Genomic DNA, 16,253 nt, shown 5'->3' on the forward strand with positions numbered 1-16,253 from the left:
GAATTTAATATGTCCACATATCTAATTCAAAATCTCTAATTTTATCTTTAATCCTTTCAGATTCTAACAATTGCATTAATGCATTTTGTGATACATACTCTGAAACTGCTCTATCTCCATGTACATTCTCTTCTTTGAAGATATAACCTTGGAAACGTCTTGAATTTAAAAGATGATCGAAAGAAAATGGCATAGAACTATTTTCGTTATTAAAGGCCTTTGCTTGGTGTAATACTTCTCTAGCATCTGGGAAAAACACCCAAAAAAGAGGTACTAAATCTGGACTATCAGAATCAATAAAGTTTACATCTGGTGCAACAGGTGCTATTGCAATTAGTCTGTACTTCATTTCAGCTTGACGCTTATCAAAATACCAAACACCTCGCATATGATATTCTTTAATATCAGCAGCTGTTATATCTCTTCTATTTATGTATTCTTTAGATAATTCTTCACCTGCATTTAATTGCTCAATACCCAATTCTGTGGTATCAATCATGGTTAATGCAGATTCAATATCCTTCAAAGTTCTTTTTGTGGTAAAATAAGAATCATCGTAAATATTTTTTATTTTACCATTTTTGATGTTCTTCATAAGCACATCATACAAAGAACGTCTATCACTACCAATATTGTTTGTGTCTATTGGATAGTATAACGGGAAATTTGCACGCTCATCTAGAACAACTTTTTCCCAAACAGTTTTAGAAAAAAGAATATCTCTGTCATCAACATAACCATATTCTAATGGCTTATCATTATCTACAGCAACTTGCGCTTCTGTTCTTACACCTATTTCTTCAGGGCTTTTAGCATTTAGTATATTGGCTTGTGCAAACACACCAGATACTGTAAAAACAGCTGTAACGGTTAATAAAAAACTTTTTAATTTCATCTTAATATACATTTTAATTACTAGGGAATTAAGCAAATGCTAATCCTAATATTTTTTAATTTGTAAGCTCAATTAGTACTGGTGATACTTTTTTAAGTATTACACTAACACCACTAGCTTTAGCTTCAATATCAAATATTTGAACGTTTGATCCACGCTTAGCTTTTAATAAAACTTTTTGTGCTCTACTATCTAACTTATTTCCTTTTACATTTATTGTAGGTTGCCCAGGAACTTTAAATTTAAATCCTGTAACACGTAATGGTAACTCAAAATCAAAATCATCAAACTTAGCACCAATAGTTGAAATTTTAACGGCATTTCTTTGCATTTTTATCGCACCATCTTCACCTCTTACAGTACCTGTTGGTTTTGGTAAATCTTTAATTCTGAAAGTAGCATTATCACTTACTTTACCGCCATCTGGTAATGTACCAGAAACGTTAATTGTAACTTCTCTTCCTTTAATTTTTGTAGCATCCATTACATAGCTACTACCAGATCCTCTAGATAATCCTTGAGCGCTTGCAGAAACTTTGTTGTCTGGAATACCAGCAAAAGAAATAGTCATTGGGTTTTTTACACCTCTGTAAACTACATTCATTTTATCAGCTGAAATTGTAGCTGAATTTGGTTTTGCAACTGTAGCAAATGATGATTGTACTGGAACTTCAATTTCTTCTCCATCTTGAGCAAAAATCAATTTTCCTTCAATTTTATGTTCACCAACACCACCTGTTCCAATTTTTAACTTTACTTTACCATCTTCAATAGAGTATTGGTTTTCTTTTAATGGTCTTCCATCTAGAGTTAACTCTACTCTGCTTGGTTTTGTAGATGCATCTTTACGACCTAAAACGATTTGTCCATCAAACTGCTCACCATTAAAGTAAGCCGATTTTGAGGTTTCCATTAAGGTTGTATAGTTCGTCATAGATACTTCACTGGAAAGCGTTCCTTGTAACATGTTAGCTAAAACCTGAGACTCAGTAGTTTTAATATCAGCTTGAAGTTGGGTCATTTTGGTTAAAGACGCTACCAAAGGAAACCCCTTGTAGTGATAATCTAACCAATCTACTTTAACACCATCTCTGTTTTTAACTTCGTCAGTATTAAATTTCTCGTTAACTTCTTTTATAACAGACTCCATACCTTTTTGGTCTGCTAAAACTTTAGCAACACCTTCTCTAAAGGTTTTCATTTGATTCAAAAATTCTTGACCATCTTCTTTAACTTTGTCTCCTTTAAAGAAATGCTCATCAAGATAATCGCCTTTATCCATGATTTCATAATCTGTAGGATCATCAATTTTAGCGGTCATTTTCCCTTTCAAATCTGCTAAATAAGCATCAAAAGTATGTGCCAATTTATCTATTTGGTCTGCTTTGGCCTTTAAAGGCTCATATTTTTCTGGTTGATCTGCAGCTTTCACATCTAAACTTGCTACAAAACTAGCGTTTCTTGCTTCTGTAGCTTCGTTAGATTCTACTAACTTTTCGTTCATTAATCCGAAGGCTGAAAGGACTTCTTTGGACATATTTAATGCTAGCATCGCTATAAATATTAAATACATCAGATTAATCATCTTCTGTCTTGGTGATAAATTATTTCCTGCCATTTTTTAAATTAGGTTTTTGGTTAATATTAAATTTGGGATTAACTCCTAATTATTTGTTCATAGCAGATAACATTCCTCCATAAACACCATTTAATGATGATAAGTTGGATGCTAAAGATTCCATTTGTTCTTTTAATTTACCAGCGTTTTCAATAGATTCTTCATTAATAGCAGCTTGCTTATTAACGCTTTCTAGTTGAACTTTATATAAACTGTTTAATGATTCCATTTGAGCTGCTGCCAATGATAATTCCTCACCATATTTTTTAGTAGCTTCAATTGAATCTGCAGTAGATGACATATTTTTTGCAGCACCTTCAAAGTTTTTAATGCTATCGCCTAAACTTGCCATTAACTCGCCATCAATTTTAGCGTCTTTTAATAACTCATCTAATTTTTTAGATAACAATCCTTCTGGAGATTCATTTGCTCCTTTTTTACTTGTTTGTTGTCCTCCAGCTAATTCAGGATATACTAAAGACCAATCTAATTCATCATCAACAGGTTCGAATGCTGATAATGCGAATATAATTGCTTCGGTAACAAGACCAATAGTTAACATTACGTTACCTGTTAGTGGTCCAATTTCGAAGTGAATAATTTTGAATAGTGCACCAACGATTACAATTGCTGCTCCTAATCCATATGCCATATTCATGAATTTCTTGTTTGCTTTTGACTTTGCCATAATTTTCGGTTTTTAATTTAAGTGAAATACTTAAGTAGGTTAATTAATAGTATTTATTGTTATTGATTTGATTAAAATTTTATTGTCCGTTTTTAGTTACTGCTGTCCCCATGTAATCTTGAACGGTTCTAAAACCTATAAAACTTCTTGCTGAATCTGCGTACTCATAATCTCTAGAACTTACTTGTAGGAAGTAAGCAACATCTTTCCAAGATCCTCCTCTAACAATTTTACGTTGATTGTTAGCATCGTTTACACTTGGGTTAATTGTTGATGTATATTCATAAGAGTTGGGGTCGTAAGATGCATTTACCCATTCAGAAACATTACCAGCCATGTTATATAAATTATAATCGTTTGGCTCATAAGATTTTGCTTCAACAGTGTATAATGCTTGATCTGCAGCATAATCCCCTCTTACAGGTTTAAAGTTTGCCATAAAGCATCCTCTATCACTTTTAGTGTAAGGACCACCCCATGGGTAAGTTGCAGCTTGAAGACCTCCACGAGCGGCATACTCCCACTCGGCTTCTGATGGTAATCTAAATGTATTTACCATTGCTGAACCTTTTTTAGATTTTTGGTATGTGTTTTTGTTAATTGTTCTCCACTCACAAAATGCTTTAGCTTGTTTCCAAGTAACACCTACTACTGGATAATCGCCATAGGCATCATGCCAAAAATAGTCGTTATGCATAGGCTCGTTATAAGAATATGCGAAATCTCTAATCCAAACTGTTGTATCAGGATAAATTTCAATTTCTTCTTTTTTGATAGCGTCTTTACGCGATATACCTCTATTTTTTGCAGCTTCTTGGATATCCATGTAATTATACTGGAATTTGAACTTTTTAACATCCCATGTACGTTGGCCGTTATAAGATTCTTCTAGTGGTAAATACATAGTATCCATCACTTCAGCATAATATTCATCAATATACTCTGAGGTATCAAAAATTAGATCGATATCTTTATTGATTTTTCTACCTTCAAAACCTGTTGGACCTAAGCCTGTATAGTTTTCAAACATATACTTGTCATAAACAGACATATCAGTAGTATCGGCATCTTTAAAAGCGAACTCACCAATAGTTCCTTCATCTTCTTGAGTTAATCCAACTTCATCAGCAAGTTTAGCTAATTCCATTCTTACAATAGAATCTCTTACCCAATGTACGAACTGACGATACTCACTATTTGTGATTTCGGTAGCGTCCATATAAAAGGCTCTTACGGTTGCTGTTTTGGCCGGGGCATCATGAATACCTGCCAAATCATCATCGGCTTTACCCATTATAAATGCTCCACCTGGAATAAGTTCCATACCATATGGCTTTTCTGGATGCCATTTTTTTCCTTTAACACCAACTAATTCGCCTCTATCTTTAGAGCCACAACTTGTTAGTATTGCTAATACTGCGGTTAATAAAATAAACTTCTTAATATCCATAGAAAACTCGAGGTTAATTATTTTAAGCTTCATTTGAGAGCGTAAACATATTTATATATTTTCGAATAAACAACTTTTTATCTAAAAAAATTACGTTTCATCGTAAAAAAATAGCATTTTGCCGATGAAATTGACCTTTTGACCATGCTTTGTCTATCATATACAATTCTTCTGAAACGCTTTATACCAACGTTCTGGCACTTTGTTTTCGCATGCATCAAGGTAATCTTTGTGCGTGCAAGGTAATAACGTATGTCTTTTTAATTTATTATTGATTTCATTTAAAAAAGGAATCTCAATCCACCAACGTCCTGTTTTATTACTTTTATAAAACACTAATTCTTCAGATTCCACAAGGGTTATATACTTCTGATAGTTTCTATCATCAGAAAAATCATCATCTTTAACTCTATAATTTACACCCTCTATAAAATACCAAAGCATTTGTGAAACTAACATTGATGTAATTTCATCATCTTTTGAGGGTTTGTATTCATAAATTCCAAATGAGGTTACTTTATTACTAATTCCCGCATATCTAGAAATGGCACAAATTTCTTTTCCGTCCAAACCATTAGGTGAGTGTTTTTGATTTAAACTAACCTCAGCACCTTTTACAGAATTTAAATCTATACTTACAATATTCGCATCTCTTAAAACAGGTTCTACTATAGTAATATCTTTAGATACTTCTCCAAGTCTGTAAGATTCAAAATACAAGCTATCCATCAAATCTATTTCTTCTTGTGAATTAAAATAGGTTTGATAGCCAATTGTAGCGTAATTAAACAGATTATATGGCTGATCTAAAATTATTTTACCCACATAACTATTATTTTTAATGGGTTTTGTAGAATCACCTAAATTAAATTGAGAGTCCACATTTACAATATTAACCATAGGAATTACATTATCATAAGCTCTATAATTAGCATATGTAAGGTCTTGAGAGCCTCCTAAAATAATTGGAATGATATTTTTTTTAATTAGTAAACTAACTGCTGTTTTTAAAGCGAAGTAAGTGTCTTCAACACTTTCACCTTTATTAATATCACCTAGGTCTGCCACTGTGGTATTCCAACTTCCAGGAAAAAGTCCGTAAAATGATTTTCTTATTTCGTTTAACTGAAATTCTTCTCCTATATAATTAACGTCATTTCTATTTTCAAGCACACCAATTATGGCTACATCTACACCATCTAAATCTGGAATTCCATTTTGAGCAGAGTGTACTTTTAGTTTTCTTCCTATGGCTTGCATAGAAAGCAACTCGGTATGTGCTAAAACTAAATCTGGTACTGGAGATAAAAAATTGAAATTCATCTAAAACAAAGCAATTATTTAAATAACATTTAAATTTGGCTAAACACAAATATCAATAGAATAAATGAGTTTTTTATTACCAATGTGTTAAAATAACCGATAAAATGCAATTATTATGATAAAATTTAAACTCAAATAATTACAAAACGTTTAATATGAAAAGTTTTTTATAAAATTACTTATTTTTTGTAGTTGTTTTTTTCTTCTTAGGCGCTTTCTTTTTTGGAGTTTTTGCTTCTATAATGGCTTTAGCTTCGTCTAATGTCATTTCAGAAACATCAACCGTTTTAGGCAACTCCACTTTTATTTTACCCTTTAAAACATTGTGTCTTCCCCAACGTGCTTTTTCAACACGAATGCCTTCATCTTCCCAATTATGAATAACTTTATCAATTTCTTTTTGAATTTTGGTTTCTATTAATTCAATAATATCATCATCTGATAAATTATCCCAATCATATTTCTTATTTACGTTAATAAACATGTTGTTCCATTTAATAAATGGTCCAAAACGCCCTTTACCTTTTTGCACCGGTAAATCTTTATACATATATATAGGTGCGTCTGCTTTTTGTTTTTCTTTTATCAAAACAATAGCATCGTCAAGCTCAACACTTAAAGGATCTGTGCCTTTTGGAAGAGAAACGAATGCGCTACCAAATTTTACATAAGGACCGTATCTTCCATTATTTACCTGAACTTCTTCTCCTTCATAATTACCTAAAGTTTTTGGAAGCTGAAATAAATCCATGGCTTCTTCATAGGTTATGGTATTTAATTGTTGGTCTGGACTTAAACTTGCAAATTGTGGTTTTTCTTCATCATCAACAGTTCCTATTTGAACCATTGGCCCAAACTTCCCTAAACGCACACTAACTCTTTTTCCAGTTTTTGGGTCCTCCCCTAAAATACGTTCTCCAGATTCTCTATCGGCATTTTCTTTTACATCTTCAACTACAGGATGAAAATCTTTATAAAACGATTTCATCATTTTTTTCCAATCTTCCTTTCCATCTGCTATATCATCAAAATCTTCTTCAACTTTTGCAGTAAAGTTGTAATCTAAAATATACTCGAAATGATTTACTAAAAAGTCTGTTACAATCATTCCAATATCTGTTGGAACCAGTTTCCCTTTATCTGAACCTACTTTTTCGGTAAGCTTAATATCTTTTACACTACCTTCTTTTAAAGTAAGTTGTGAATAGGTTCTTTCCTCACCTTCAACTGTCCCTTTTTCTACATAATTTCTATTCTGAATAGTTGAAATAGTTGGCGCATAAGTTGACGGACGACCAATACCTAACTCTTCTAGTTTTTTAACCAAAGAGGCTTCTGTATACCTTGACGGTGGACGCGTATAACGCTCAGTTGCTGTTATATAGTTATTAAGTAGTGTTTCATTTACCTTCATTGCTGGCAACATACCATCTTGCTCAACATCTTCATCATCCGTTCCTTCTAGATATACTTTTAAAAATCCATCAAAAGTAATCACCTCTCCATTTGCTGAGAATGTTTCTTTATGCGTTGAAGCTCCAATTTTTACATTGGTACGCTCTAACTTAGCCTCGCTCATTTGAGAGGCAATAGAGCGTTTCCATATTAAATCGTATAATCTGGCTTGATCTCTATCTATATCAACAGAATGCGTAGCAAAATTTGTTGGTCTAATAGCCTCGTGAGCTTCCTGAGCTCCTTTAGCTTTTCCTTTATAATTTCTAGGATTACTGTATTCAGAACCGTAAGCACTTTTAATTTCCGTCTCTGCCCCTTTTCTTGCTTCATCAGATAAATTAACACTATCTGTTCTCATGTAAGTGATTAAACCTGCTTCATAAAGGCGTTGAGCCATAGTCATGGTTTTACTAACTGAAAAATATAATTTACGCGATGCTTCCTGTTGTAGAGTTGATGTTGTAAATGGAGCTGCTGGTGATTTTTTTGCAGGTTTCTTTGTTAAATCTGCAACCTTAAAATCTGCCAACGCATTCTTTTCTAAGAATTTTTGAGCTTCTTCTTTTGTTGAGAAATTCTTTGGAAGTTTTGCTTTAAAGGTTTGCCCATTTTCATTTGAAAACTCTGCATCAATTCTATATGAGGCAACTGGAGTAAATCCTTCAATTTCTCTTTCTTTCTCAACAATAAGACGAACTGAAACCGATTGTACTCGTCCTGCAGACAAACCACCCTTTACTTTTCTCCAAAGTACCGGAGACAACTCGTAACCAACAATTCTATCTAAAACCCGTCGGGCTTGTTGTGCATCAACTAAATCGTAATCTATGCCTCTTGGGTTTTCAATGGCTTTTTGAATTGCAGATTTTGTAATTTCATGAAAAACAATACGTTTCGTTTTGTTTTTATCCAATTTTAAAGTTTCGGCAAGATGCCAAGCAATAGCTTCTCCTTCGCGATCTTCATCACTAGCTAACCAAACCCACTCAGCTTTTTTTGCTAAGTCTTTTAGTTTTTTTACAACTGCCTTTTTATCTTTTGAAACTTCGTATTTTGGATTAAAATCACCATCAACATCAACGCCTAGTTCTTTAGAAGGCAAGTCAGAAATATGCCCAAAACTAGATTCTACCTTAAAATCTTTTCCTAAAAATTTTTCGATAGTTTTTGCCTTAGCTGGTGACTCTACAATTACTAAATTCTTTGCCATACTTGATTTTTTGAAGCTACAAATGTATGTGAAAAAAAGTTTATCTACCTAATTAGATTGTCTTTTAGCTTCTAATTTATCCCTTTTTCAACATAAACATTCCACAAATATTATAAAATAAAACCAAATGTTAACGCTCCATAAATATGATATTTAGATAATGGAGTCTCTCTAGTATTGTAATAAAAACCTACTTTAAATATGTTCTTTTTTGTTTTTAAAACGCCTCCTGTACTCAGTTTAAATAGGTGGTTTGTTGCAATTGCTGTAAATGGATCTCTACTATTAAAAGGACTACCTTGAATTAAAGTATTTAATAACACATATTTGTAACCCGCAGAAATAAAACCAAAAAATTCTTTTGTTCTCTTTGAATCCACCAAATTTAATCTAGAAGAATTTTGAAGATTATTAAAATTTCCGAAGAAATAATAAACATCATTACCTACAAAAATATCTTTGCTTCCAAAGCTAGCATTAACTCGGTTTTGAAAAGCATTCTTTTTATTAATATTAAAATCATTAACCAATGATGTTTTAAAATTAAAGAGCCATTTATATGCAATTTCATCTGCCCAAGTTGGTCTACTATCAATATTTAAAAATTCATGAAGTGCAATTTGTAATTTTCCAGACAACGATTCTTCTCCAGTTACACCCGACTCTAAAGCCATAAATATAGCTGACTTTTCTTTTATTTTTCCAAGCTCAATTTTTCCAAAAAACCATCCTGCATAGGGGCGATCAAAATTTCTATTATCAAAGGATGTTAGGTTTTCTGGAGTATACGTTTCATTACCTACAGTTATATTTAATTGTAATTTATTGTTTTGCGTTTTTGAAAACAAGAAATTTTCACTCAAACCTTTTCTAAAGGTAAGATGCAACCCACTGGTGTAATATCTGTCTATTAAAGCAAATTTATCGTTACTTATTGTAAGCTCTAATTCTTGATTTTGGCTCCAAACAAAACCAGAAACAAACATAATATAAACTAGAAAACAGTTTAATGTGATAAATCGAAATAATTTATAGAATAAAAGTTGTTTCATTAAAAACCGAATGTCATCTTAAAAATTCAGATAATTTCTGTCGTATTAATCTCTAAAAACTATCGGTTTTCCTATCAACAAATTATTTTTCCAAATAAAAAGAGTTACACATGTAAATAAGCAACTCTTTTTATTAAGACTATAATTTATTCTGAGGCAGTTCCTATTTCTTCTATGGCATCATTTTCTTCAAAACCTACAACATTTTTGTATATTAAATATATTGGATGATACACAAAAGTTGCAGTAAATAAAGTACCAATACCACACAGTAAAAAACCTACTATTTGTGCTAAAAGTGAAGCCACTATAATTAAGCCAAATGTTAATAACCACTTTTTATTACCAAGTTTAAAACTAGCCTTTACTACCTCTCCAACACTTAATTCTGGATTGAAAGCAAAGATTAAAGCAAAGTAAGATAAGGGCACCATTACATAAATTATTGGCAAATAGCATAGTATGGCAGCCAAAATACCAATACCAAAGGAAGCTAACATTAATATGAAAACTTTACTTAGGTACTTCCCTTTAATGAAATAAAAGAAATCTGAAGTTATGACTTGCTCATCATAATCTAATTTTTTTACTATTCTATAAAAAGCAGCATTTAATGCCACAGAAATAGTACCTAAAACAAAAACACCAACTATAACAACCAATACATACAATATGGACATTCCTGCAAAAAAGTCTTTAAAGACCTCATTATCTCCGTAACCACTCTCTTGTTGTGCAATTATCATCCCAATAAAAGGGGCGTATAAAACAATAATTAATGGCAGCATAACTATTAATGTAAATAGTTGCAATAAGAAACCTTGAAGCCATGTTTTTTTAAATAACTCGATAGATTCCCCAAAAATAGTTCCGAAATCTAATTCTTTAGCACGTTCAATTTTATCTAATAAACTACTAATTGTATTCATTTTTTTGTTTGGTTATTGTTAGATTATAAATGTACTGATTTTATTAAAACAAAAAAATCCTACGTTAAGCAGGATTCTTTATTATTTCAAGTTCGCTTTGTTAGTTTAAAGAATAACTACTTATTAACCTAACATCGTTTTGCAAATATTCATATTGGTATAAAGTCTCATCACCAATCATTAATAGAGAATTTTGAAGTGGAATAACATCTTTTGATTGAATATTTTTTATGTTCTTCAGCTCTTTAACTTTTAAAGGATCTGTTTTATTAAATAGTTTTAAACCAGCAGTTCCATCACAAACAAATAAAAGATTGTCTTTAATTCCTAAACCATAAGGATTTTCTAACTCATGCCTTGCTGCTAAAACAGGATTAGATTTATCACTAATGTCAATAATTTCTAAAACACTTTCTTGCTGCCCACATAAATTACCGCCTCTTAGTGTTAAATAGGCATAATCGCCATCAACCACTACAGGATCACAGCCTTCCCAATGAACAAATTCTGATACAAATTCTGGAGAAGATGGGTTGTTTAAGCTGTAAATATACATCCCGTTTGTACTTCCTAGATAAAGATAATCATCTGCTTGAAACATGGTTTCTATATTCCAGCCAGCATATTGTGTATTTGTAAGTGTAGGGGATGCCAAATCTTGAATATTGAATATAGCCATGGCATGAGATCCAACGGTATATAAATAATTATCAACTATTTGAAAGCGTGCTAAAGAACCTCCAACACCTACATTAGATTCTGCACCATTTGCAAAAGCTCTTATACCATCAAAAGCATTATCAATTAAAACACTATTATCAACCTTCTCGCGTCTTTCTCTTTTTACTGTCCAACCAACTATAATATCGTCCTCATAATCATAATTAGCATAATCTGCTATTTGCGCTTCAATAGGTATTCTTATAGTGTTATAAATATCAAATACATCTTCTAAACGTTCAACTTGCGTAATTGCGTTAATATCTGAGATATCAAAAACCACCAAATCTGTGGCGCTATCTGCATATAAAAAATTGTTTTTTATGGAAATATCTTCATTTCCCGGTATTTTAAGGTATTTGATTGCTTTAGGAAATCTAGGATTTGAATTGTCTATTATATGAACGCCTTTATTTACATCGCTAACAAAAATAAAATTACTGTAAGCATAAATTTTACCCGCTTTTTCAATGTTTTTTGGAGATGTAATTTCCACTGATTTTCTAAAATCAGACTTACTCATTAACTCTGGTACGGCAACTTGAACAAATTCGTATTCTACGTCATCATTATTACATGAAAACATGACCGTAAAAGCTAAAAACAAAAAAGCGTATTTAAATTTCATAACTAGGTTGTATTTTTAAAGATTATTTTTTTTAGTATTTGTAATTCAAAGAATCAGGCAAACCCTCAATATTTAATATTATTTCGTTGCTGTTTGAAATTCGCAAAGGTTTCAAATCAAAACTTATGGTTCTATCTATAACTGCCAAACACGCTTCGTCATTATTTAAAGCAAATTTTAAAAAGCGTTGTTCTGGTGAAGATTCCGCAATGGCACCAGAGTCAATTAAATTAAAAGTCCAGTTTTCTCCACTACAGCCAGACGAACTTATTGTAAGAAACAAACAATCAAGACTTATTTCGGCATTTACTAATGTAACATTATCAGAAACTAAATTATCATATTCAGTTTGGTTAACTACAACTGAAAACTCGCAAGGAAAATCATCAGCAACAATATCATCTTCATCACATTGTGTACTTAAAAATAACATTGAAATAAATAAAAAAGGAACAACTCTTTTTAATGGATTAATCATCTTCATCAAGAAATATTTAGTTTTAATCTATAGATACCATTTTCCATTAATGGTTGCGTTTTAAAAGTTTCTTTTTTTTAAAATTCGAACTGCCACTTTGTCATAAAACACAAATAAATTGTATCTTTGCATGCTTATTGACCGATAGCATTATCGACAAACTATGGAAAAGATAATAGACGAAAATAAACAAGGCCAATCTTTAGTTATTGAACAAAAAGAAGGCAATAAACGTAAACTTTTTATTGAAAGTTATGGTTGTGCTATGAATTTTAGTGATAGCGAAATTGTAGCTTCCATTATGGCAAATCAAGGTTTTAATACCACAAAAAATCTTGAAGAAGCCGATTTGGTTTTAGTAAACACCTGTTCTATTCGAGATAAAGCAGAACAAACTGTTAGAAAACGTTTAGAAAAATATAATGCTGTAAAAAGAGACCACAATCCAAAAATGAAAGTGGGTGTTTTAGGCTGCATGGCAGAGCGCTTAAAAACAAAATTTCTTGAGGAAGAAAAAATAGTCGATTTGGTTGTTGGACCTGATGCATATAAAGATTTACCAAACCTGTTAGCCGAAGTTGATGAAGGAAGAGATGCCATAAACGTCATCCTTTCTAAAGAAGAAACCTATGGAGATATCGCACCTGTGCGTTTAAACACCAATGGCGTTACCGCTTTTGTTTCCATAACACGCGGTTGTGATAATATGTGTACATTTTGTGTTGTTCCTTTTACTCGCGGACGCGAGCGCAGTAGAGATCCACAAAGTATCATTGAAGAGGTAAACGATTTATGGAGCAAAGGCTATAAAGATATTACACTACTTGGGCAAAATGTAGACAGCTATTTATGGTATGGCGGCGGACTTAAAAAGGATTTTGGAAAGGCCAGCGATATTCAAAAGGCTACTTCAGTAAACTTTTCAAAATTATTAGAGCTTTGTGCAAAGGCTCAACCTAAAATGCGAATTCGTTTTTCAACTTCAAATCCACAAGATTTAACACTTGATGTGGTCGAAACCATGGCCAAATATCAAAATATTTGTAACCATATTCATTTGCCTGTACAAAGTGGTAGCAATCGTATTTTAAAGGTCATGAACCGTTTGCACACTCGTGAGGAGTATTTTGAATTGATTGATAATATTCGTCGTATTATTCCAAATTGTGCTATAAGTCAAGATATGATTGTTGGCTTCCCAACAGAAACGGAAGCCGATTTTCAAGACACCGTTTCATTAATGGAATATGTAAAATATAATTTCGGATATATGTTTACCTATTCTGAACGCCCAGGAACCATGGCTGGTAGAAATATGGAAGATGATGTCCCCGAAGCGACAAAAAAACGAAGATTACAAGATATTGTTGATTTACAACGCGCCCACAGTGAAATCAAAACTAAAGAGTGGCTTGGTAAAACTGTGGAAGTTTTAGTTGAAAAACAATCGAAAAAATCAGAAATTCAGTGGTCAGGTCGTACACCTCAAAATATCGTTTGCGTGTTCGCCAAAGAACAATATAAAATAGGTGATTTTGTAAATGTGAAAGTTACAGATTGTACAAGTGCAACACTTATTGGAGAAGCCATCGGATATTCAGATAATAACTAAATAGTAATGTCAGAATTCAACTTTAATAATAAAACATTTTCACTTTTAGAAAACTCTAAAAATGGAAAAGTAAGTTCTGAAACCATATTTAAATACAAACAAGAAGATAATTTGGTAACTGCCGATTATTATGGAGGCACTATTAAATATGGGAAAATAATTGCTAACTTAAGTAACAATACACTTGATATGTTATACCAATGTATAACAACAGATAATGAACTAAAAGCAGGAAAAGCTATTGCAAAAATTAGCTTAACTAATGATGAGAAAATAAAGTTAACGCTTAACTGGAAATGGCTAGAAGACAAAAATGAAAGTGGAATTTCTGAATATATTGAGAATTAAAAAATCATAAATTAAATGGAATCGGTTCAAGCTATAAAACAACGTTTTGGTATTATTGGGAATACACCATCACTAAACCGTGCAATTGAAAAATCAATTCAAGTAGCACCAACTGATATTTCAGTTTTAGTAACTGGTGAAAGTGGTGTTGGTAAGGAAAGTATTCCCAAAATAATTCATCAATTATCTCATAGAAAGCACAACAAATATATTGCGGTAAACTGCGGTGCAATACCAGAAGGAACTATTGACAGTGAACTATTTGGGCATGAAAAGGGTGCCTTTACAGGTGCAACTCAAACCCGTGCTGGCTATTTTGAAGTTGCAGATGGTGGCACTATTTTTTTAGATGAAGTTGGCGAATTACCACTCACAACACAAGTACGTTTGTTACGTGTTTTAGAAAATGGAGAGTTTTTAAAAGTAGGCTCTAGTAAAGTTCAAAAAACCGATGTACGCATTGTAGCAGCAACAAACGTAAATATGTTTGAAGCCATTGAAAAAGAGAAATTCCGTGAAGATTTATTTTACCGTTTAAGCACTGTAGATATTAATTTACCTCCTCTAAGAGAAAGGCAGGAAGATATTCATTTATTGTTTAGAAAATTTGCTAGTGATTTTGCATTGAAATACAAAATGCCAACCATAAAACTTACTGATAATGCTATTCAGGTTTTATTAAAACATCGCTGGGGTGGAAATATTCGTCAGTTAAGAAATATTGCAGAACAGCTTTCTGTTTTAGAGCAAAATAGAACCGTAAGCGCTTCAACACTTCAAGGGTATTTACCGGCATCATCTGGAACAAATTTACCTGCTGTGATTAAAACATCAAAATCTGAAAGTGATTTTAGTAGTGAAAGAGAAATTCTTTACAAGGTACTTTTTGACATGAAAGCAGACCTCAACGACTTGAAAAAATTAACAATGGAACTCATGAAAAACGGCAACATCAAAGATGTTGAAAAAAATAACGAAAGCCTGATTCAAAAAATTTATGGCAATGATGAAGATGAAGAAATTAATTATGAAGACACCATAAACGAAAGCGAAGTATTATCTATCCCAGAACATGTTCCTATAGTTGATAACGCCTCAGATTCTCAAGATAAATATCATTTTGCTGAAGAAATTGAAGAAGAAGAAACACTATCACTACACGATAAAGAATTAGAATTAATAAAAAAATCGCTTGAGCGTCACAACGGAAAGCGTAAATTAGCGGCTGCTGAATTAGGAATTAGCGAACGCACATTGTACCGAAAGATTAAACAATACGATCTTTAATTTGTCGTTAAATTTAGTAATCAGCATTTTTACGTAAAGTTTTAGAATACTATGAAATTAATAAAATATATCTGTTTAGTATTAATCATTACATCGGTTCAATCTTGTGGAATTTACGGTTTTACTCAACCCAGTTCTATTAAGGCAGATACGTTTCAAGTAAATCGTTTTGAAAACACAGCGTTATTATTTGAACCTGGTTTAGATTTGCTTTTTCAAAATTCGTTACAAGATTTAATACAAGACCAAACCAATTATAATTTAGTAGCTAATAATGCAGATTTAGTTTATGAAGGTGAAATTTCAGAATATAGAATATCACCTACAACGGCTACTTCTGAAAACACTGCAGCACAAAACAGATTAACCATAGGCGTTAAAGTTAGGTTTTATAATAAGAATAATGCAGAAGATGATATTGAACAAAACTTCTCGTTTTTTTTCGATTATGCAGGGAGTGCTCAATTAATAGGAGCACAAAAAGCCACTGCTCATGAAGAAATTTTTGATAGAATTACACAAGACATTATAAACGCTACGTTAGCAAAATGGTAGTA

General features: G+C 32.1%; 14 protein-coding genes. 4 read left to right on the forward strand and 10 right to left on the reverse strand.

Features of this window, described 5'->3' with window-relative positions; all coding sequences use genetic code 11:
* Positions 1-4 precede the first annotated feature (4 nt).
* From porN to ABD939_RS05895, 10 genes are all read right to left on the reverse strand, one after another.
* On the reverse strand, positions 5-895 hold the full coding sequence (gene porN, locus ABD939_RS05850) for a type IX secretion system ring subunit PorN/GldN (RefSeq protein ID WP_345165638.1): 891 nt from the start codon (positions 893-895) through the stop codon (positions 5-7).
* Between the two features lie 55 nt (positions 896-950).
* Positions 951-2,513 (reverse strand): type IX secretion system motor protein PorM/GldM, encoded by a 1,563-nt coding sequence (gene porM / locus ABD939_RS05855; RefSeq protein ID WP_345165641.1) that lies wholly within the window; start codon positions 2,511-2,513, stop codon positions 951-953.
* A 49-nt stretch (positions 2,514-2,562) separates the two neighbouring features.
* The gene (gene porL / locus ABD939_RS05860; protein WP_345165643.1) at positions 2,563-3,201 is read right to left on the reverse strand and encodes a type IX secretion system motor protein PorL/GldL; all 639 of its coding nucleotides are present in this window, start codon (positions 3,199-3,201) and stop codon (positions 2,563-2,565) included.
* Positions 3,202-3,280: 79 nt separating this feature from the next.
* The gene (porK, locus tag ABD939_RS05865; protein WP_486303712.1) at positions 3,281-4,645 is read right to left on the reverse strand and encodes a T9SS ring complex lipoprotein PorK/GldK; all 1,365 of its coding nucleotides are present in this window, start codon (positions 4,643-4,645) and stop codon (positions 3,281-3,283) included.
* Positions 4,646-4,807: 162 nt separating this feature from the next.
* Positions 4,808-5,974, reverse strand: coding sequence for a formimidoylglutamase (locus ABD939_RS05870; protein ID WP_345165645.1), 1,167 nt, complete (start codon positions 5,972-5,974; stop codon positions 4,808-4,810).
* 175 nt (positions 5,975-6,149) lie between these two features.
* Positions 6,150-8,642, reverse strand: a complete 2,493-nt coding sequence (gene topA / locus ABD939_RS05875) for a type I DNA topoisomerase (protein WP_345165647.1) — start codon at positions 8,640-8,642, stop codon at positions 6,150-6,152.
* Between the two features lie 110 nt (positions 8,643-8,752).
* Entirely contained in the window at positions 8,753-9,694 is a 942-nt protein-coding gene (locus ABD939_RS05880; protein WP_345165650.1) for a lipid A-modifier LpxR family protein, read from the reverse strand.
* Positions 9,695-9,840: 146 nt separating this feature from the next.
* Positions 9,841-10,623: a hypothetical protein gene (locus ABD939_RS05885; protein WP_345165653.1), complete on the reverse strand. Its 783-nt coding sequence runs from the start codon at positions 10,621-10,623 to the stop codon at positions 9,841-9,843.
* 100 nt (positions 10,624-10,723) lie between these two features.
* Positions 10,724-11,971, reverse strand: coding sequence for an LVIVD repeat-containing protein (locus ABD939_RS05890; RefSeq protein WP_345165655.1), 1,248 nt, complete (start codon positions 11,969-11,971; stop codon positions 10,724-10,726).
* Positions 11,972-12,002: 31 nt separating this feature from the next.
* A complete protein-coding gene (locus ABD939_RS05895; RefSeq protein ID WP_345165657.1) occupies positions 12,003-12,455 on the reverse strand; it encodes a hypothetical protein in 453 nt (150 codons plus the stop codon).
* A gap of 157 nt (positions 12,456-12,612) precedes the next feature.
* Here ABD939_RS05895 and miaB point away from each other — a divergent pair, with 157 nt between their 5' ends.
* Genes miaB through lptE form a run of 4 tightly spaced genes read left to right on the forward strand, consistent with a single transcriptional unit; the run spans position 12,613 to position 16,251 of the window.
* On the forward strand, positions 12,613-14,061 hold the full coding sequence (gene miaB / locus ABD939_RS05900) for a tRNA (N6-isopentenyl adenosine(37)-C2)-methylthiotransferase MiaB (RefSeq protein WP_345165659.1): 1,449 nt from the start codon (positions 12,613-12,615) through the stop codon (positions 14,059-14,061).
* 6 nt (positions 14,062-14,067) lie between these two features.
* Entirely contained in the window at positions 14,068-14,409 is a 342-nt protein-coding gene (locus tag ABD939_RS05905) for an avidin-fold protein (protein ID WP_345165661.1), read from the forward strand.
* 15 nt (positions 14,410-14,424) lie between these two features.
* Entirely contained in the window at positions 14,425-15,696 is a 1,272-nt protein-coding gene (locus tag ABD939_RS05910) for a sigma 54-interacting transcriptional regulator (RefSeq protein WP_345165663.1), read from the forward strand.
* Between the two features lie 51 nt (positions 15,697-15,747).
* A complete protein-coding gene (gene lptE, locus ABD939_RS05915; protein WP_345165665.1) occupies positions 15,748-16,251 on the forward strand; it encodes an LPS assembly lipoprotein LptE in 504 nt (167 codons plus the stop codon).
* Positions 16,252-16,253 lie beyond the last annotated feature (2 nt).

The organism is Algibacter aquimarinus (genome assembly GCF_039543265.1).
GTDB lineage: Bacteria > Bacteroidota > Bacteroidia > Flavobacteriales > Flavobacteriaceae > Algibacter_B > Algibacter_B aquimarinus.